This is a genomic window from Streptomyces sp. NPDC088097, from assembly GCF_044741845.1.
Lineage (GTDB): Bacteria > Actinomycetota > Actinomycetes > Streptomycetales > Streptomycetaceae > Streptomyces.
The window spans coordinates 53,621-71,871 of sequence record NZ_JBIUTJ010000020.1; the positions used below are offsets into that span (position 1 = coordinate 53,621).

At 72.5% G+C, this 18,251-nt stretch carries 14 protein-coding genes; 8 read left to right on the plus strand and 6 right to left on the minus strand.

All coding sequences use genetic code 11. The features are described from left to right. The first annotated feature begins 3 nt into the window (after nt 1-3). Nucleotides 4-135 (plus strand): hypothetical protein, encoded by a 132-nt coding sequence (locus ACIOD1_RS32655; protein WP_365628925.1) that lies wholly within the window; start codon nt 4-6, stop codon nt 133-135. On the opposite strand, the gene ACIOD1_RS32660 is transcribed toward ACIOD1_RS32655, so the two are convergent. From ACIOD1_RS32660 to ACIOD1_RS32680, 5 genes are all read right to left on the minus strand, one after another. After that, nucleotides 98-976, minus strand: a complete 879-nt coding sequence (locus ACIOD1_RS32660; protein ID WP_365628928.1) for an acyl-CoA thioesterase II — start codon at nt 974-976, stop codon at nt 98-100. The genes ACIOD1_RS32655 and ACIOD1_RS32660 overlap by 38 nt on opposite strands. A 19-nt stretch (nt 977-995) precedes the next feature. Then, nucleotides 996-2,153, minus strand: a complete 1,158-nt coding sequence (locus ACIOD1_RS32665) for an acyl-CoA dehydrogenase family protein (protein ID WP_365628931.1) — start codon at nt 2,151-2,153, stop codon at nt 996-998. A 188-nt stretch (nt 2,154-2,341) separates the two neighbouring features. Continuing rightward, nucleotides 2,342-3,847 (minus strand): cytochrome ubiquinol oxidase subunit I, encoded by a 1,506-nt coding sequence (locus ACIOD1_RS32670; RefSeq protein WP_365628982.1) that lies wholly within the window; start codon nt 3,845-3,847, stop codon nt 2,342-2,344. 148 nt (nt 3,848-3,995) lie between these two features. Then, on the minus strand, nt 3,996-5,081 hold the full coding sequence (locus ACIOD1_RS32675; RefSeq protein WP_401906486.1) for an FUSC family protein: 1,086 nt from the start codon (nt 5,079-5,081) through the stop codon (nt 3,996-3,998). A gap of 40 nt (nt 5,082-5,121) precedes the next feature. Beyond that, nucleotides 5,122-6,660 (minus strand): helix-turn-helix domain-containing protein, encoded by a 1,539-nt coding sequence (locus ACIOD1_RS32680; RefSeq protein ID WP_401906489.1) that lies wholly within the window; start codon nt 6,658-6,660, stop codon nt 5,122-5,124. A 187-nt stretch (nt 6,661-6,847) separates the two neighbouring features. Between ACIOD1_RS32680 and speB the strand changes: the two genes are divergently transcribed. From speB to ACIOD1_RS32705, 5 genes are all read left to right on the plus strand, one after another. Then, complete coding sequence (gene speB, locus ACIOD1_RS32685; protein WP_365628940.1) at nt 6,848-7,819, plus strand: agmatinase; 972 nt, start codon at nt 6,848-6,850, stop codon at nt 7,817-7,819. A 5-nt stretch (nt 7,820-7,824) separates the two neighbouring features. After that, complete coding sequence (locus ACIOD1_RS32690) at nt 7,825-9,492, plus strand: thiamine pyrophosphate-binding protein (RefSeq protein ID WP_365628943.1); 1,668 nt, start codon at nt 7,825-7,827, stop codon at nt 9,490-9,492. A gap of 65 nt (nt 9,493-9,557) precedes the next feature. Then, complete coding sequence (locus tag ACIOD1_RS32695) at nt 9,558-9,995, plus strand: hypothetical protein (protein WP_365628946.1); 438 nt, start codon at nt 9,558-9,560, stop codon at nt 9,993-9,995. A 10-nt stretch (nt 9,996-10,005) separates the two neighbouring features. Then, on the plus strand, nt 10,006-12,153 hold the full coding sequence (locus ACIOD1_RS32700) for a hypothetical protein (RefSeq protein ID WP_401906492.1): 2,148 nt from the start codon (nt 10,006-10,008) through the stop codon (nt 12,151-12,153). Continuing rightward, nucleotides 12,125-12,805: a hypothetical protein gene (locus tag ACIOD1_RS32705; RefSeq protein WP_401906495.1), complete on the plus strand. Its 681-nt coding sequence runs from the start codon at nt 12,125-12,127 to the stop codon at nt 12,803-12,805. Before ACIOD1_RS32700 ends, ACIOD1_RS32705 begins: the two co-directional genes overlap by 29 nt. Here ACIOD1_RS32705 and ACIOD1_RS32710 read toward each other — a convergent pair. Further along, nucleotides 12,732-13,208: an ATP-binding protein gene (locus tag ACIOD1_RS32710; protein ID WP_401906498.1), complete on the minus strand. Its 477-nt coding sequence runs from the start codon at nt 13,206-13,208 to the stop codon at nt 12,732-12,734. The two genes, ACIOD1_RS32705 and ACIOD1_RS32710, sit on opposite strands and share 74 nt — an antisense overlap. A 161-nt stretch (nt 13,209-13,369) precedes the next feature. On the opposite strand from ACIOD1_RS32710, the gene ACIOD1_RS32715 reads away from it, so the two are divergent. Both ACIOD1_RS32715 and ACIOD1_RS32720 read left to right on the plus strand, forming a co-directional pair. Then, the gene (locus tag ACIOD1_RS32715; RefSeq protein ID WP_365628985.1) at nt 13,370-14,137 is read left to right on the plus strand and encodes a GntR family transcriptional regulator; all 768 of its coding nucleotides are present in this window, start codon (nt 13,370-13,372) and stop codon (nt 14,135-14,137) included. Nucleotides 14,138-14,429: 292 nt separating this feature from the next. Then, nucleotides 14,430-18,245, plus strand: a complete 3,816-nt coding sequence (locus ACIOD1_RS32720; RefSeq protein ID WP_401906501.1) for an ABC transporter ATP-binding protein — start codon at nt 14,430-14,432, stop codon at nt 18,243-18,245. Nucleotides 18,246-18,251 lie beyond the last annotated feature (6 nt).

An 18,251-nucleotide genomic window follows, 5' to 3' on the forward strand; every position in this document is an offset into this window, starting at 1 on the left:
CCCATGCTCACAGACGCGCTCGGGGTGGTCCCCGGCTACGTGCATCCGGTGCTCGCCGGCCTGGTCGTCGCGATCCTGCTGGCCGCGGCGGGAGCGGTCACGCTCGCGGTACGCGCACGACGCCTTCCTGGATGACGGTGACGGCCAGTCGGCCGTCCTGCGTCCAGATGCGGGCCTGCCCCAGGCCTCGACCGGCGGAGGCCGAGGGGGACTCCTGGTCGTAGAGGAGCCACTCGTCGGCGCGGAAGGGGCGGTGGAACCACATGGCGTGGTCCAGCGAGGCGCCGACCACGTCGCCGACCGCCCAGCCGCCCCGGCCGTGCGCGAGCAGCACCGAGTCGAGCAGGGTCATGTCCGAGACGTATGTGGCCAGGCAGGTGTGCAGCAGCGCGTCGTCGCGCTCCAGCTTGCCCGCCGTACGGAACCACACCTGCGTGCGCGGCTCCACGGGCTCGCCCACGCTGCCCCACGGCGGGGTCGTCGCGTAGCGCAGGTCCACCGCGCCCCGGGCCTCGATCAGCCGCTCCACCGTCCCCGGGTCGCGGAAGATCGCGCGGTACGCGGGCAGGGACTCGGCGGCCGTCGGCAGGGTCTCCGGGTCCGGGGCGGAGGGCATGGGGGCCTGGTGGTCGAGGCCCTCCTCGTACGTCTGGAAGGACGCCGAGAGGTGGAAGATCGGCTGCCCGTGCTGGACGGCGACGACCCGGCGCGTGGTGAAGGAGCGCCCGTCGCGGATCCGGTCCACGGAGTAGACGATGGGCGCGCCGGGGTCGCCGGCGCGCAGGAAGTACGAGTGCAGCGAGTGCGCCGTACGGTCCGCGGGCACGGTGCGCCCGGCGGCGACCAGTGCCTGTGCGGCGACCTGGCCGCCGAACACCCGCGGTACCAGCGCCGAACGGCTGGTACCGCGGAAGATGTTCTCCTCGATCTGCTCCAGGTCGAGCAGGTCGAGGAGTGTCGTCAGTGCCTCGTTCATGGGGCTGAGACTAGGTCCCTCACAGGCCCATGGACTTGGCGATGATGGACTTCATGACCTCGCTGGTGCCGCCGTAGATGCGGTTGACGCGGTTGTCGGCGTACAGGCGCGCGATCGGGTACTCGTTCATGTAGCCGTAGCCGCCGTGCAGCTGGAGGCACTTGTCGATGACGCGGTGCGCGACCTCGGTGCAGAACAGCTTCGCGGAGGCGGCCTCGGCGGCGGTCAGCTCGCCGGCGTCCAGGGCCTCCAGGGCGCGGTCGGCGACGGCCTCGGCGGCGTCCACCTCGGCCTGGCAGGCGGCCAGTTCGAACTTGGTGTTCTGGAAGTGCGCGACCGGCTTGCCGAAGACGGTGCGGTCGGTCACGTACTGCTGGGCGAACCGGACGGCGGCCTTGGCCTGCGCGTACGCGCCGAAGGCGATGCCCCAGCGCTCGGACGGCAGGTTGGCGCCGAGGTAGTGGAAGCCCTTGTTCTCCTCGCCCATCAGGTCCTCGACCGGGACCTTCACGTCGACGAACGCCAGCTCGGCGGTGTCGGAGGTGCGCAGGCCCAGCTTGTCCAGCTTGCGGCCGATCGAGTAGCCGGCGGACTTGGTGTCCACGGCGAAGAGGGAGATGCCGAAGCGGCGGTCGTCCTCGCGCGGGGCGGAGGTGCGGGCGCAGACGATGACGCGGTCGGCGTGGACGCCACCCGTGATGAAGGTCTTCGAGCCGTTGAGGACGTAGTGCGTGCCGTCCTCGGAGAGCTTCGCGGTGGTCTTCATGCCCGCGACGTCGGAGCCGGTGCCCGGCTCGGTCATCGCGAGGGCCCACATCTCCTCGCCGGTGACGAACTTCGGCAGGTAGCGCTTCTTCTGCTCGTCCGTGGAGAGCATCTTGATGTAGGGGAGGGCCAGCAGCACGTGGACGCCGGAGCCGCCGAAGTTCACGCCGGCGCGCGAGGTCTCCTCGTAGAGGACGGCCTCGAACTTGTGCGTGTCCAGGCCCGCGCCACCGAACTCCTCGGGCACGTTGATGCCGAAGACGCCCAGCTCGCCGAGCTTGTAGTAGAACTCGCGCGGGGCCTGGCCGGCCTGGAACCACTCGTCGTAGACGGGGACGACCTCGGCCTCGACGAAGGCCCGGATGGTCTCGCGGAACGCCTCGTGGTCCTCGTTGAAAACGGTACGGCGCACGGCCGGCCCCTCTCTGCGGCTAAACCGCCGCCGCTGTCGCGGAGGCGGTTGCGCGCCGTCGTGGTTGCTCGATCTTTGGCGGGCGCCTAAGCGCTTGCTCAGATTAAGTTACCGGCGGGTTGCTCATCGTGTCCAGAGTGAGGCGCGGCACGCTCGAAGTCGAGGGGTCGGTAGGAGGGGGCCGGGGTTCAGTAGGAGAAGGCCAGGGGTCGGTCGGCGTCGCCGTCGCCGCCGATCTTCGTCGGGGGGTTGAGGTCGTCGTCGGTGAGTTCGGGCGGGCCGGCCTTGACGTACTTCACCAGGAGCTTGACCTCGATCAGGGCGAGCAGGGCGTAGAGCAGGGTGTAGATGGTCATCGAGGTGATGACCTCGCCCTGGGAGACGCCCGGCGAGACGCCGTCGGCGGTGCGCAGGACCCCGTAGACCACCCAGGGCTGGCGACCCGTCTCGGTGAAGATCCAGCCCCAGGAGTTGGCGATCAGCGGGAAGGCGAGCGTCCACACGGCGGCGCGCCAGTACCAGGTGGTCAGCCGGGAGCCGAGGGTCCTGCCGCGCGTCAGGGCCAGGTGGGGCACCTCGTCCTCGCCGGTCCGCAGCCCGGGGGCGAGCCAGAACTTCCGGCGGGTCAGCCACAGCCCCGCCATCCCGACGCCGAGGGAGGCCATGCCGAAGCCCATCATCCAACGGAAGGCCCAGAAGGCGACGGGGATGTCGGGCCGGTAGTCGCCCGGACCGTACTTGGCCTGCTCGGCCGCCTGCGTGTCGTTGATGCCCGGCACGTACGCGGTGAAGTTTCCCTCGGCGAGGTAGGAGAGCAGGCCCGGGATGGACCACTCCACGGTGTTGTGGCCCTCGGCCACGTTTCCCACGGCGAAGATCGAGAACGGCGCGCTGGTCTGGCCCTCCCACAGTGCCTCGGCGGCGGCCATCTTCATCGGCTGCTGCTGGAACATCACCTTCCCCAGCGTGTCGCCGCTGAGCGCCACCAGGACCCCCGCGAGCACCATCGTCACCAGGCCCAGCCGCAGCGAGGCGCGCATCACGGGCACGTGCCGGCCGCGCCGCAGGTGGATCACCGCGATGCCGGCCATGAACGTGCCGCCGGTCAGGAACGCGGCCGAGAGGGTGTGGTAGACGACGACGAGGGTGGTGTCCTGGGTCAGGATGAGCCAGAAGTCGGTGAGTTCCGCCCGGCCGCGCTGTTCGTTGATGCGGTAGCCGACGGGGTGCTGCATCCAGGAGTTCGCCGCCAGGATGAAGTAGGCGGACAGGGCGGCGCCGAACGCGACCATCCAGGCGCAGGCCAGGTGCAGGCGCTTGGGCAGACGGTCCCAGCCGAAGATCCACAGGCCGATGAAGGTCGACTCGAAGAAGAAGGCGATCAGGGCCTCGAAGGCCAGCGGGGCCCCGAAGATGTCACCGACGAAGCGCGAGTAGTCCGACCAGTTCATGCCGAACTGGAACTCCTGCACGATGCCGGTGACCACGCCCATCGCGACGTTGATCAGGAAGAGGGTGCCCCAGAACTTGGTGGCCTTGAGGTACTTCTCCTTGTCCGTCCGCACCCAGGCCGTCTGCAGGACGGCGACCAGAGTGGCGAGCGAGATCGTCAGCGGCACGAACAGGAAGTGGTAGACGGTCGTGATGCCGAACTGCCAGCGGGCCATCGTGTCGTAGGCCAGAGCCAGGTCCAATCGGGTTCGCCTCATCTCGTCTCGTCGCGCCCCGTGTCCGGTGCCCACTCTCCCGTTCGGACGGGCGGTCGGCCCGCCGGCTCCGGTCGACCGCCCGAGGGTTACGCCGGACGGCCGACCCCGAGGGGCGCGTACGGGGTCGGCGCGCTCAGGCGGGCGGGGCGGCGAGGTGATCCGCGAGGGCCTCGTGGGTGAGGTGCAGCCCCGCGCGCAGGGCGGCGTCCCGTCGTGCGGGGTGGGCGGCCCGGTGCGCGGCTTCCAGCTCCCGGGCGCGGAGCAGCCCGGGCCCGCAGTCGGCGCCGCGCAGGGCCGCGTCCAGGGCGCGGGCGGTCGCGTCCACCAGCGGTGCGAGGGCGCGCACCGCCCCGTCGTCCCCGCCCGGGGCGCGGGACTCCAGCTCCCGGCCGAAGAAGTGGAGGGCCGGCGCCGTGCGCCCGGCCAGCCGCAGCCGGGGCCGGACCGGGTGCGGGCCTTCGTCCGGGGCGCGGGTCGGGGTCCGCCGGGCCAGGGGTGACAGCCGGCGGGCCGTCATGCGGTCCAGGGCGGCGGAGACCTCGTACGGGCGGTGCCACAGGGCGTAGGCGCCTGCGGTGGCGGTGGCGGTGGCGGTGGCGGTGGCGGCGGTGGCGGCGGTGGCGGCCGGCGCGCCGGTGCCTGCCGCGAGCCGCCCGGAGATCCCCTCCAGGCGGGCGAGGAGGGCGACGCGGTACGCCTCCAGGCCCCGCGCCGCCTCCCGGTACGGGTCGGGCGGCCAGAGCAGCGGGCCGAGGAGCGTCACGACGGCGACGCCGACCGCGCTCTCCCACAGCCGGGCCAGCGGATAGCCGGGATCGGCGGTCCCGTAGATCACCAGGGCGGTGATCAGCACCTGCTGGTTGGCCGAGCCCCCGGTGCCGAGCAGGTACATCCCGGCGCAGCCGCACACCAACACCACCGGGAACGTCAGCGGGCCGGTCGGCAGCCAGTGCAGGACGGCCACGGTCAGCAGCACGCCGGCGATCACCCCCACCAGCCGCTCGAAGGCCAGCCGGGGCGCCGCGAACACGTCCTGGCGCAGGACCAGTACGGCGGGCAGGGCCGCCGCCACCGGCGCCGTGGTCGTACCGATCCACACGCACACGTACCAGGGGAGCGCGGCGCACACGACCATCCGGGCGGCCGGCGCGAACCATCCTCCGGGAACGCGCCCGAACACCGCGAACACCGGTGCGGACATGCGGGACATGTCGAGCATGGCGGACATCGTAGGGGGTGGGGAGGCGACGGGCGGGCGGTCAGTCGCCGGAGCCGACCGGGGGTGTCGGGCGGGTGTCCCAGCGCAGCGCGAACCACAGCTCCATCCGGGTGTCCGGGTCGTCCAGGTCGGTGCCCAGCAGCTCGGCGGCGCGGGCGACGCGCTGGCGGACCGTGTTGCGGTGCACGCCCAGGGCGGTGGCCGTACGGTCCCAGCCGCCGTGGTGGGCGAGCCAGCCGCGCAGGGTCGCGCGCAGCGCGGGGGACAGGGGCCCCAGGAGCGCCTCGGCGTGGGCGCGCGCCTCCGCCCCGCCGACCAGGCCCGCGAAGCCGGAGTCGGCGTGGCGGGCCAGGGGGGCGCGGGCCGCCTCCGCCCGTTCGAGCGCCCGCCGGGCCTGCCCGTCCGCGGCGGCGAGGGCGTCCGGGGCCGCCGGCGCGCTCACCCCCAGCCGCCAGCCCGGCTGCGCGGCGGGCTCCCGGTCGGTGAGCAGGCGCGGGTCGGGGCCGTGCGGGTCCAGCAGTACGGTGCCGAGCGCGTCGGCCAGGGCCCGCGCGTCGCCGGCCCCCCGGGCGTGGACGGCGTACCAGGGCCCGGGAGCGAGGGCGTCGGCCGGATCCCCGTCGAGCAGCAGCCGGGTCAGGGCGGCGGCCTCGTCCCCCGCCGGGCGGGTCGCGGTGAGCAGGCTCAGCAGCACGGCCCCGGCGGAGGCGATGGTGTGGTCCCCGGGGGCCCGGTCGGGGGTGGCCAGGGCCAGCACCCGGCCGCCCCCGACGGCGTAGGCGGCCAGGTGGGTCCCGGCCAGGGAGTCGGTGGCGGTCGCGGCGGCGCCCGACCCCACCCGCCGCGCCAGCGCCTCCAGGGCCTCCCGGACGGCCCCGGCGGCGGGCCCGGCCTCCAGGGGACCCGCTCCCGGACCCGGACCCGCTCCCGGACCCGTGCCCGCTCCCGGACCCGTGCCCGCCCAGCGCTCCCCGCCCGGGGCCGCCCCCGCCCCCGCGCCCGGTGGCGGGGCGTCGGTCGGGGTGGCCGAGGGGGCGGAGGGCGCCGACCCCGCCGGCTCCAGGAGCGCCGCCCGGCCGCCCAGGGTCGCCGCCAGGCGGGACAGGACCGCCGCGACCGGGTCCGGGCGGGCCGCCGCCGAGGCCAGGGACCGCTGGGCTTCGGCCACCCGGCGCAGTTCCCGGGTCCGGGCCTCCGCCATCAGCCGCCACACCGCCCGGCCCACCGCCGCGAACGGGGTCCCGGGCGGCACCTCCACCAGCGGCAACCCCTGCGTCGCGCAGGCCCCGACCAGCGCCCGCGGCACCGTCGCGTGCACCGGGGTCACCCCGAAGCCGACCGCGCCGACCCCGGCCCGGACCAGCCGTGCCACGTAGGCCCGGGCCTGCGGTTCCGCCCACTGCGCCCCCGCCGTCAGCAGCAGCTCCCCGCCCAGCAGGTACGGCGACGGGTCGGTCATCTCGGAGGCGTGGACCCCGTACACGTCGGCCTCGCCGGGGCCCGCGAGGAGCCGCAGCCCCAGCTCCCGGTCGGCGAGCAGGGCGGCCAGCGGGACCGGCGGGGTGGGCGGGGCCTCCATGGATACTCCGTACACATCGTGGGGCGACAGTGGATGAAACGTACACTTCGCGCCCCCGGGGTGTCCGCTTACGCTCGAAGGACCGCACCGCAGGACCCCGTAAGACCCGCAGGACCCCGTCAGACCCGCACGACCCCCGCACGACCCCCGCACGACCCACGCAGGACCACCGGAAGGGCACCCCCTCATGAGCACGCAGCCGCGCGGCCCCGTCGACTCCTCCCGCATCCCGCGCTACGCGGGCCCGGCGACCTTCGCCCGGCTGCCCCGCCTCGACGAGGTCGGCGGCAAGACGGACGTGGCCGTCGTCGGCGTGCCCTTCGACTCCGGCGTCTCCTACCGCCCCGGCGCCCGCTTCGGCGGCAACGCCATCCGCGAGGCCTCCCGCCTGCTGCGCCCGTACAACCCGGCCCAGGACGCCTCCCCGTTCGCCCTCGCGCAGGTCGCGGACGCCGGCGACATCGCCGTGAACCCCTTCAACATCAACGAGGCCGTCGACCAGGTCGAGGCCGCCGCCGACGAGCTGCTGTCCGCCGGCTCCCGCCTGATGACCCTGGGCGGCGACCACACCATCGCCCTGCCGCTGCTGCGCTCGGTCGCCAAGAAGCACGGCCCCGTCGCCCTGCTCCACTTCGACGCGCACCTCGACACCTGGGACACCTACTTCGGCGCCGAGTACACGCACGGCACCCCGTTCCGCCGCGCCGTCGAGGAGGGCATCCTCGACACCGAGGCCCTCTCCCACGTCGGCACGCGCGGCCCGCTGTACGGCAAGCAGGACCTGGACGACGACGCCAAGATGGGCTTCGGCATCGTCACCTCCGCCGACGTCTACCGGCGCGGCGCCGACGAGGTCGCCGACCAGCTGCGCCAGCGCATCGGCGACCGTCCGCTGTACATCTCGATCGACATCGACGTGCTCGACCCGGCCCACGCGCCCGGCACCGGCACCCCCGAGGCGGGCGGCATGACCTCCCGCGAGCTGCTGGAAATCATCCGCGGCCTGTCGTCCTGCAACCTGGTTTCGGCCGACGTGGTCGAGGTCGCCCCGGCGTACGATCACGCGGAGATCACCTCGGTCGCGGCCTCGCACACCGCGTACGAGCTGACCACGATCATGAGCCGTCAGATCGCGGCGGCGAAGGCGAAGGGCAAGTAAGACACGTGACGCACGACCACGACCTGGTACTCCGTCCCACCGAGGCCCAGACGGCCGCCGCCCTGGCGCCGCCACCGGGCCGCACGGGCGGGGACCTGGTCGTGGAAACGCTGCGCGGGCTCGGCGCGACCACCGTCTTCGGTCTGCCCGGCCAGCACGCCCTGGCCCTGTTCGAGGCGGTCGGCCGCTCCGGACTGCGCCTGGTGGGCCTGCGTACGGAGAACAACGCGGGCTTCGCCGCCGACGGGTACGGCCGGATCACCGGCGAGGCCGTCCCGCTCCTGCTGTCCACGGGGCCGGGCGCGCTGATGGCGCTGCCCGCCCTCGCCGAGGCGGCGGCGGCCTCCGCCCCCGTCCTGGCGATCTCCTCCCAGGTGCCGACCTCGGGGCTGGGCGGCGGCCGGCGCGGCCACCTGCACGAGCTGCGCGATCAGTCCGCGTCCTTCCGCGAGGTGGTCAAGTCCGTCCACCTCGCCCGCACCCCCTCGCAGATCCCGTCCGTGATCGCCGAGGCCTGGGAGTCGGCGCTGAGCGCCCCCTTCGGCCCGGTGTGGGTGGAGATCCCCGAGGACGTGCTGCGCGCGGAAACGGTCATCCCCGAGGTGACCGGCATGGACGCGACCCCGCACGAGCTCGCCCCGCGCCCGGAGCTGACCGCGCTGGCCGCGCACTGGCTCTCGAACGCCTCCCGCCCCGTGATCGTCGCCGGCGGCGGGGTGATCCGCGCCGACGCGGCCGGCAAGCTCAAGCAGCTCGCGGAGCGCCTCGACGCGCCGGTGGTCACCACCTTCGGCGGCAAGGGCGCCTTCCCCTGGACACACCCCCTCTCCCTGGGGTCCTGGCTGGAGGACCGGCACACCACCGACTTCCTGGAGGACGCGGACGTCGTCCTCGTCGTCGGTTCGGGACTCGGGGAACTCACCTCGAACTACCACACGTTCTTCCCCACGGGCCGGGTCGTCCAGATCGAGGCCGACCTCGGCAAGCTGGAGTCCAACCACCCCGCGCTGGGCATCCACGCGGACGCCCGCCTCGCCCTCCAGGCCCTCCTGGAGACGGTCGAGCCCCGCGAGGACGAGCAGGCGCCCGAGCGCGTCCGGCTGCTCCTCGCCGCCGTCGCGGAGCGCCTCGCCGGCCAGGACCTGGCCCTGGAGCAGGACCTCCTGACCTCGATCCGGGCCGCGCTGCCGCCCCGCTCCCCGTCCTTCTGGGACATGACGATGCTGTCCTACTGGGCCTGGTCCGCCTTCGACCCCAAGCACCCGAACACGATGCACTCCGCCCAGGGCGCGGGCGGCCTCGGCTACGCCTTCCCGGCGGCCCTCGGCGCGGCCGTGGCCGAGCCCGACACCCCCGTCCTGGCCGTCTCCGGCGACGGCGGGGCCATGTACTCGATCGCCGACCTGGCCACCGCCCGCCAACACGACCTCGACGTGACCTGGTTGATCGTGGACGACGGCGGCTACGGCATCCTGCGCGAGTACGGCTGTGCCACGGGCACCGACCTCACCCGCCCCGACTTCGTCGCCCTGGCCGCCTCCTTCGACGTCCCGGCGACGACCACCACCCCGCAATCCCTGCGCGCGGACCTCACCAAGGCCCTCAGGACCCCGGGCCCCTCGGTGGTGGTACTTCCGGTCACGCTCAGGATGTTCGCCCCGACGCATGTCTGAGGTCGCGCCGGAGGCTCGTTAGGCTGGGCGCTCTTGATCAGCCGGGCGAGGTGCGAGGGGGAACGATGTCGTTCGAGGAAGAGTGGAGCCGTTCGAAGCCGACGGCCACCGGCGACGGTCCGCCCCCGCAGATGCGCCTGAACCAACTCTCCGCCGATCAGGGCGGTTCGACGGCGCCCGGCTTCGGGGTACTGGCCACGGCCCCGCCCGCCAAGAAGAAGGCGGCCAACACCATCGAGAACGTCCTCCAGCCCGGCACGAAGAAGGCCGCCGACGCGGCCGACGAACCGACCAAGGGCGCGGTCACGGCGTTCAGCGGATGGGAGACGGCCACCGGCCTGACGAAGGCGCACGCGCATTGGGACGACCAGGTGAAGCGGCTGATGGGGCGCCTGGATTCGGAGAAGACGGCTCTGCGCGGGGCCTCGAACCTGTTCACGGGCAACGACCAGCTGACGGGCCGCACCTTCCAGCCGGTGCCGTCCAAGGTCAAGGGCCTGTAGGGGAGACGTCGTGCCGAACTATGCCGAGATCCTGCAGACGAACCTCTCCGCGCTCACCACCGCCGCCGACGGCTGGAAGGCCATGGCGACCCAGCTCAAGACCATGGAGGACGTCTACAAGGACGAGGTCCAGAGCGTCTCCGCGGGCAACAACTGGCTGGGCTCCAGTCAGCAGACCGCCGCCACGGGCTCGGCCATGACGCGCCACGAGTTCGCGTCGGCGCAGAAGGAGGCCCTGGCCATGGAGTCGCTCCTGCGTGACGCGCACACCCGGTTCACGGACCTCAAGGGACGCGTGACATCGGCCGCCGCGGACGCCGTCGCGGCGGGCATGAAGGTCTCCGACGCGGGCGTGGCGAGCTACGACTTCGCCAAGGCCGATCCGGCCACCGTGAACGCCGTCCGCCACGACCCCGACCTCCCGGGGGTCGAGCGGTCCTGGACGCAGCGGATCTCGGACACGGTCAAGGCCGTCACGGAGTTCGACGAGGACGTCAAGGTCGCCCTGTTGAACGCCTCCGGCGCGGACGGCACGGCGCTGTTCGGCTTCAACGCGAAACCCGTCAACGACGTCGAGGCGGTGGAGGCGCTCGCCCTCACCGACAAGATCCGCGCGGGGGAAGCCTCCCCGGAGGAGCTGCGGCACTACGACGAGATCCTGAAGCAGAACTCAGGGGACAAGCACTTCGGCGAGGCCTACCTGAACTCGCTGGGGGCGAAGGACACCCTGCTGCTGGCCGACCAGTTGAACCTGGCGTCGAACGACCGCGGCGCGTCTGCGGGCGACCGCAAGCTCTACGAGTCGATCAACTCCGGCCTCGCGGGGACGATCGCCTCCGGAACCAAGGACCCGGGCGGTTACGCCTACAAGCCCTTCGTCGACGGGCTCAAGGAGCACGGCAGGGAGCTGGTCGCCGAAGGCGTTCGGCCGACGTACGGCTATCAGGCCCTGGTCACCCTCATGTCGAACGGCGACGGCTACGGCAAGCAGTTCCTCAACGACATCGGCGACGGCATGATCGAGGCCGAGAAGTCGAAGCCGCACATGTACGACCACGCCTACGATCCCCAGCGCCCGAACCTGGTCTTCGACCCGCTGGACGGCCTGCTGGGCATCATGGCCAAGGACCCGGACTCGGCGACGTTCTTCCTCGACCCCGAGGCGCCCGGCAACAAGAACGAGCACCTGAAGTACATGCTCAACGAGCGGGACATGCCGGACCCCTGGATCTCGACCGGCGTCGGCCAACCGCGCGGCATCGACGGTGACAAGACGGCGGGCCTGGGCGCCGCCCTCCAGGCGGCGGCGACCGGCCACACGGACGGCGAGAAGCTCGGCCCTCCCGGCCCCCACACCGAAGGCCAGGCGCGGGTGATGCACCACGCGATCCGGATCCTCGACGACGGCATGAGCGGCGACGAGTTCAAGGAGGACCTCCAGGGCCTGCGCCAACCGATGGCGAAGGCACTGGTCGACTACGTGGGCGACACCCACGAGATCCTCGGCGGGAAGAACTCCGACCTGGGTGGCATCAACGGCAGCGACTCGATCCACGGTTCGGCGGACAAGGCCCAGATCGCGGTCGGTCAGGGAAGCCTGATCCGGGTGATGCGTGGCATCGCCGACGACGGCCCGGCGTTCGCCCTGATGGTCGAGGCGGAGCGCGCCCACTCGGCGGAGCAACTCGCGACAGCCGCCCCGTACAAGGGCGACCTTCACGGAGTCAGCGCGGACTGGGACAACCGCGCCCATGACATCGGCGCGGCGAGCGGAGCCCTCAACGGCATCGGGGCGGACGTCTACAAGGACAAGGAAGACGACCAGGGCACATGGGCGGAAGGCACGTCGGAGCACGCGGCTGCCGGAGTGAACGGTCTCATCGGTGAAATTCCGGTCGTGGGCACGATCGGAGGCTCGTTGATCGACTCGGCCAAGTACGAGTGGGTCGAGGGGATCAAGGACGAGGCGGAGGCACAGAGCAAGAAAGATTCCAGCAACAACTACGGGTCCGGCGTGCAGGCAACCAACCTGCTGTTCGACGCCTGGCGAGACCAGCGACACATCGGCGACGAACCCGCCTTCGAGCACGCCAAGAACGAATCGGGCGACGCCTACACCACCGGACGGGATGCTGCTCGTGCACACCTCAGGCCCTGACGTGCTCAGGAATCTCGGACGGCCGGCGCTTGCGTTCATCAGCGTGCTGATGCTCGCGTCGTGCACTTCGGGCGGCTCCGAGACGAAAGCCGCCGACCCGTGCGGGATCAGCCCGACCTCGCAAGAGGGAGAGCTGGTGCGCAGCGTCCTGGGCACGGAGGACTTCTCCACGAAGGCCTACGGTCCCACGAGCAGCTTGGTGGACAAGGCGGAACGCGCACTGCGGGTGATGGGGCCCGAGAAGGACACGTTCTACACGAACGTGTGCGGGTACGGCACGGAAGACGAGCGCCGGGACGCCCGTGTGATCTTCCTGGCCGGATGGTCCCTCCGGACTTCCGCAGTGCCTTCCGCCCCCAACGACGCGTCCTACGCGTGGAACGGCGCGCGTGGCGTGACGAACGAGAGCCGGTCGTCATTGCTGGTCCCGTGTGACATGCCGGGTGAACTCAAGACGCAGTCACAGAAGGTGTGGCTCACAGCGGACATGACGTACACGTTCGGCCCGACCCGGCCGGATGTGAACCAGGCGGTCAAAGACCGACGGATGACCTTCGCCTACCTCATGGCCCGCCGTGTCACCGAGGCCCTCGGCTGCGAGAACGAGCCCCTTTCCAAGCCTCCTGTGGTGTCGCCGGTCCCCACCCCCTGACCGCCACCTCGGCCCACACCGCTTTACCGATGCCGTGGAGCCGGGGGCACTGCCCCCACCGTTCGGCCAAGGCGGCCACGATGGCGAGGCCCCGGCCCTGCTCGTCCGCCTCGCCGGCGGCCTGCGGGGCCAGTTCCACGGGATCCCCCGCGTCGGCCACCTCCACCCGCAGCACGCCTCCGTACCGCGCGACCCGCACCCCGATCTGCCGGCCGCGCGGCGCCCGTGCGTGCCGGAGGGCGTTGGTCACCAGCTCGGAGAGCAACAGCTCGGCGGTGTCGGCGGTGTCGACGTCGACCTTCCACTCGGTGAGCTGTGCGCGCAGCAGCGCGCGGGCCCGGCCGGGGGCGCGGGGGCCGCACGGAAGGATCCGGAAGACCTCGTCGGAAGACGGCACTGTCATGGGACCTCACCTATCTAGATACCTGAGGAGAGTGAAGCGGTCGCCCTCCGCATCCGTCAATAGGTATCTAGATAGGTTCAGCCGTGCGTGGCGGGCCGGACTGATGGCGCCCGTGGTCCCTGACGCGCCTAGGCTGTCGGCACGTGATCGGGAGGATCGGCATGGCGAAGGACGGGGCTGCCGGGCGGCAGCCCAAATATCTGCGCATCGCCGCCGCGTTGAAGGACGCGATCGCTTCCGGTGAATACGGCCCCGGTGACCGGCTGCCCGGCGAGAGCGACCTGATGGCCGCCTACGGTGTCGCGCGGATGACCGCTCGGCAGGCCTTCGGCGTCCTGCAGTCGGAAGGGCTGGCCGAGGCGCGCAAGGGCGCGGGGGTCTTCGTGCGCGAATTCCGGGTCGGGATCCGGCGCCGCGGGATCCAACGGCTCGCCGTCGAGGTGTGGGGTGCCGGAGGGTCGATCTGGGCCGCCGACGGCAAGGGCCGCGATCCCGAGGTCGAGTTCCTCGGAGTGGCCGAAGAGGCCGTCCCGGCGGCCGTCGCCGCCGCGCTCGACCTCGCCGGAGGCGGACCGGCATGCGTGCGTCGCCGCCGCTTCCTGCTCGACGGCAAGCCGGTCCTGTTGGCCACCTCGTACCTCGACGCGGCGCTGGTCGCCGGCACCGCCATCGCCGAGCCGAACACCGGACCCGGCGGGATCTACGCCCGCCTCGCGGAGATCGGGCACAAGCCCGCCCGGTTCCGGGAGGAGATCCGCTCGCGGATGCCCAGCGGGGACGAGGCCACCCGCCTCGGTCTCGCGGCCGGCACCCCCGTCGTCCTGATCTGCCGGACCGCCCTCACGGCGGACGGGCGCGTCGTCGAGGTCAACGAGATGGTCCTCGACGCCTCCGCGTACGTGCTGGAGTACGAGTTCGACGCCCCGTAGACCGACCCGACCCGACCCGCTCAGGCCCGACCCGCTGAGGCCGCCTCGTGCTCCCGGGCCCTTCGGCGACCTTCCGGTCTCGGGTGGGCTTCCCGTGTCCGTGACCGACCAGCACGGCGTCGGAACGTGGGGACGCTCCGGCGTACGAGTGGGCGAAAATCGCCGCCACCCCCCGGTCGGATGAACCCCGCGTGCCGGCCCCGTACCCCAGTGCGATTGTTGCAGCGGGATGAAATCCGCCGGTCGGAGCGTTGGGGGAGGCGGCAGGACAGGACCAACGGGGAGGCATCACGTGACGGCGGGACAGACGGCCAAGGGCGAGAAATCGGGCTGGGGCAGGCGGCTGGCCGGCTACACCTGGCGCTACAAGGCCAACGTGTTGCTCGCGCTCGGGTCCTCGCTGGCCGGCATGGCCGTCATGGCGCTGGTGCCGCTCGTCACCCGCGTGATCATCGACGACGTCATCGGGGACAAGACCAAGGACATGGGTCCCTGGGCGGGCGCCCTCATAGGCGCCGCCGTCCTCGTCTACGCGCTCACCTACATACGCAGGTACTACGGCGGCCGTCTCGCCCTCGACGTCCAGCACGACCTCCGCATCGACATGTACGACGCCATCGCCCGCCTCGACGGCCGGCGCCAGGACGAACTGTCGACCGGCCAGGTGATCGGGCGGGCCACCAGCGACCTCCAGCTCATCCAGGGTCTGCTGTTCATGCTCCCGATGACCATCGGGAACTTCCTCCTCTTCGGGATATCCCTCGGCATCATGCTGTGGCTGTCCCCGCTGCTGACCCTCGTCGCCCTGCTGATGGCCCCCGCCCTCTGGTTCATCGCCAAGCGCAGCCGCAAGAAGCTCTTCCCCGCCACCTGGTACGCCCAGGCGCAGGCCGCGGCCGTCGCCGGCGTCGTCGAGGGAGCCGTCACCGGCGTCCGCGTCGTCAAGGGCTTCGGGCAGGAGGAGCAGGAGACCGGCAAGCTCCGCGAGGCCGGCCGCAAGCTGTTCGGCGGCCGGATGCGCGCCATCCGGATGAACTCCCGCTACACCCCGGCGCTCCAGGCCGTTCCCGCCCTCGGGCAGGTCGCCATGCTGGCGCTCGGCGGTTGGATGGCCACCAAGGGGCAGGTCACCCTCGGCACCTTCGTCGCCTTCTCCACCTACCTCGCCCAGCTCGTCGGCCCCGTCCGCATGCTCGCCATGGTCCTCACCGTCGGCCAGCAGGCCCGCGCCGGCGTCGAGCGCGTCTACGAGCTGATCGACACCGAGCCGGTCATCCGGGACGGCACCCTCGCCCTGCCCGCCGACGCCCCCGCCACCGTCGAGTTCGACGACGTCCGCTTCGGCTACGACCCCGAGCGGCCCGTCCTCGACGGGTTCTCCCTCAGCATCGCCGAGGGCGAGACCGTCGCCGTCGTCGGCGCCTCCGGCAGCGGCAAGTCCACCGTCTCGCTGCTCCTGCCGCGCTTCTACGACGCGGACCACGGCGCCGTCCGCGTCGGCGGCCACGACGTGCGCGAGCTGACGTACGACTCCCTGCGCGCGGCCATCGGGCTCGTCCCCGAGGACTCCTTCCTCTTCTCCGACACCATCCGCGCCAACATCGCCTACGGGCGCCCCGACGCCGGTGACGAGCAGGTCCGGGCCGCCGCCCGCGCCGCCCAGGCCGAATCCTTCATCGAGGCGCTGCCCGCCGGCTACGACACCAAGGTCGGCGAACAGGGGTTGACGCTCTCCGGCGGTCAGCGCCAGCGCGTCGCGCTCGCCCGCGCCATCCTCACCGACCCCCGCCTGCTCCTCCTCGACGACGCCACCTCCGCCGTGGACGCCCGCGTCGAGCACGAGATCCACGAGGCACTGCGCTCCGTCATGGCGGGCCGCACCACCCTCCTCATCGCCCACCGCCGCTCCACCCTCGCCCTCGCCGACCGGATCGCCGTCCTCGACGGGGGCCGTCTGGCGGCCGTCGGCACCCACGAGGAGCTGGAGCGCGGCTCCGCCCTCTACCGGCGGCTGCTCACCGACCCCGATGCCCTCGGCGGCGGTTCCCCGCGGGTCCCCGAGTCCCCGGTCATGACCGAGTTCGAGCGGGACCTGGAGCGGGACCTCGACGGCGCCCTGGAACGGGACATCGAGCTGGAAGCGGAGATCGACTCCGAGCCGGTCAGCGCCAAGCGGCGCGTCGTCGACGGGGTCACCCCCGAGCTGTGGCGACGCGAGGAGGGCCGGGGCGCCGGCCCCGAGTCCGTCGCCGGGATGCCCGCGACCCCCGAACTCCTCGCCCAGGTGGCCGCGCTGCCGCCCGTCGAGGACCGGCCGGACGTGGACGAGGACCGGGCCGCCTCCGCCGAGGTGAGCTACGGACTGCGCCGCCTGCTGCGCGGCTTCTGGGCCCCCCTCGCCATCAGCCTCGGCCTCGTCGCCCTCGACGCCGGCTCCGGGCTGCTCCTGCCGATCCTGATCCGCCACGGCATCGACCAGGGCGTCGAGCAGGCCGCCCTCGGCGCCGTCTGGGTGGCCTCCGGGCTCGCGCTCGTCCTCGTCCTCGCCCAGTGGGTCGCGCAGTTCGCCGAGATCCGGATGACGGGCCGCACCGGCGAGCGCGTGCTGTACGCCCTGCGCGTCAAGATCTTCGCCCAACTCCAGCGCCTCGGCCTGGACTATTACGAGCGCGAGCTCACCGGCAAGATCATGACCAGGATGACCACGGACGTCGACTCCCTGTCCTCGTTCCTGCAGACCGGTCTCGTCACCGCCGTCGTCTCCGTCCTGACCTTCTTCGGCATCCTCGTCGCCCTCCTCGTCCTCGACGTGGAACTCGCGCTGATCGTCTTCGCGACCCTGCCCGTGCTCGTCATCGGCACGATGATCTTCCGCCGCAAGTCCGTCGCCGCCTACGAGCTGGCCCGCGACCGGGTCAGCGTGGTCAACGCCGACCTCCAGGAGTCCGTCGCGGGCCTGCGCCTGGTGCAGGCCTTCCGCCGGCAGACCACCGGAGCCACCCGCTTCGCCGAGCGCAGCGACTCCTACCGGCAGGCCCGCGTGCGCGGACAGTGGCTGATATCGGTCTACTTCCCCTTCGTGCAGCTGCTGGCCTCGGGCGCGGCGGCCGCCGTGCTGATCGTCGGCGCGGGCCGGGTGGAGGCCGCCACCCTCACCACGGGCGCGCTCGTCGCCTACCTGCTCTACATCGACCTGTTCTTCGCACCCGTCCAGCAGCTCTCCCAGGTCTTCGACGGCTACCAGCAGGCCACCGTCTCCCTCGGCCGGATCCAGGACCTGCTGCGCGAGCCCACCACCACCCCCCGCTCCGCCGAAGCCGCCGGGGTGGAGCGGCTGCGCGGCGAGATCGCCTTCGAGGACGTCCGCTTCCAGTACGGCACCGCCGAGGAGCGCGGGGAGAAGGGTGACGCGCTGGGCGGGATCACCCTGCGCATACCCGCCGGGCAGACCGTCGCCTTCGTCGGTGAGACCGGAGCGGGCAAGTCCACGCTGGTCAAGATGGTGGCCCGGTTCTACGACCCCACCTCCGGCCGGGTCACCGCCGACGGGGCCGACCTGCGCGAGCTGGATCTGACGGCCTACCGCCACCGGCTGGGGGTCGTCCCCCAGGAGTCGTACCTCTTCCCGGGGACGGTCCGTGACGCCATCGCCTACGGGCGACCCGGCGCGAGCGACGCCGAGGTGGAGGCGGCCGCCCGCGCGGTCGGCGCCCACGACATGGTCGCCACCCTCGACGGGGGCTACCTGCACACCGTCGCCGAACGGGGCCGCAACCTCTCGGCCGGTCAGCGCCAGCTGATCGCGCTGGCCCGGGCCGAACTCGTCGACCCGGACGTGCTGCTCCTCGACGAGGCCACCGCGGCCCTGGACCTGGCCACCGAGGCCCAGGTCAACCGGGCCACCGAGCGGCTCGCGGGCAAGCGCACCACCCTGGTCGTCGCCCACCGCCTCACCACCGCGGCCCGCGCCGACCGGGTGGTGGTCATGGACAGCGGCCGGGTCGTCGAGGACGGCACCCACGCCGAACTGCTGGCCCGCGGCGGCCGGTACGCGCGCCTGTGGCGGACCTTCGTCGGCGAGGACGAGGGCGAGCGGGCCGCCGCCTAGGCCGCC

Bases quoted from the DNA above. Each gene is read 5' to 3' on its own strand.
- ACIOD1_RS32655 (WP_365628925.1), top strand. From the start codon at position 4: ATGCTCACAGACGCGCTCGGGGTGGTCCCCGGCTACGTGCATCCGGTG.
- ACIOD1_RS32660 (WP_365628928.1), bottom strand. From the start codon at position 976: ATGAACGAGGCACTGACGACACTCCTCGACCTGCTCGACCTGGAGCAG.
- ACIOD1_RS32675 (WP_401906486.1), bottom strand. From the start codon at position 5,081: ATGCTCGACATGTCCCGCATGTCCGCACCGGTGTTCGCGGTGTTCGGG.
- ACIOD1_RS32680 (WP_401906489.1), bottom strand. From the start codon at position 6,660: ATGGAGGCCCCGCCCACCCCGCCGGTCCCGCTGGCCGCCCTGCTCGCC.
- speB (WP_365628940.1), top strand. From the start codon at position 6,848: ATGAGCACGCAGCCGCGCGGCCCCGTCGACTCCTCCCGCATCCCGCGC.
- ACIOD1_RS32695 (WP_365628946.1), top strand. From the start codon at position 9,558: ATGTCGTTCGAGGAAGAGTGGAGCCGTTCGAAGCCGACGGCCACCGGC.
- ACIOD1_RS32705 (WP_401906495.1), top strand. From the start codon at position 12,125: ATGCTGCTCGTGCACACCTCAGGCCCTGACGTGCTCAGGAATCTCGGA.
- ACIOD1_RS32710 (WP_401906498.1), bottom strand. From the start codon at position 13,208: ATGACAGTGCCGTCTTCCGACGAGGTCTTCCGGATCCTTCCGTGCGGC.
- ACIOD1_RS32715 (WP_365628985.1), top strand. From the start codon at position 13,370: ATGGCGAAGGACGGGGCTGCCGGGCGGCAGCCCAAATATCTGCGCATC.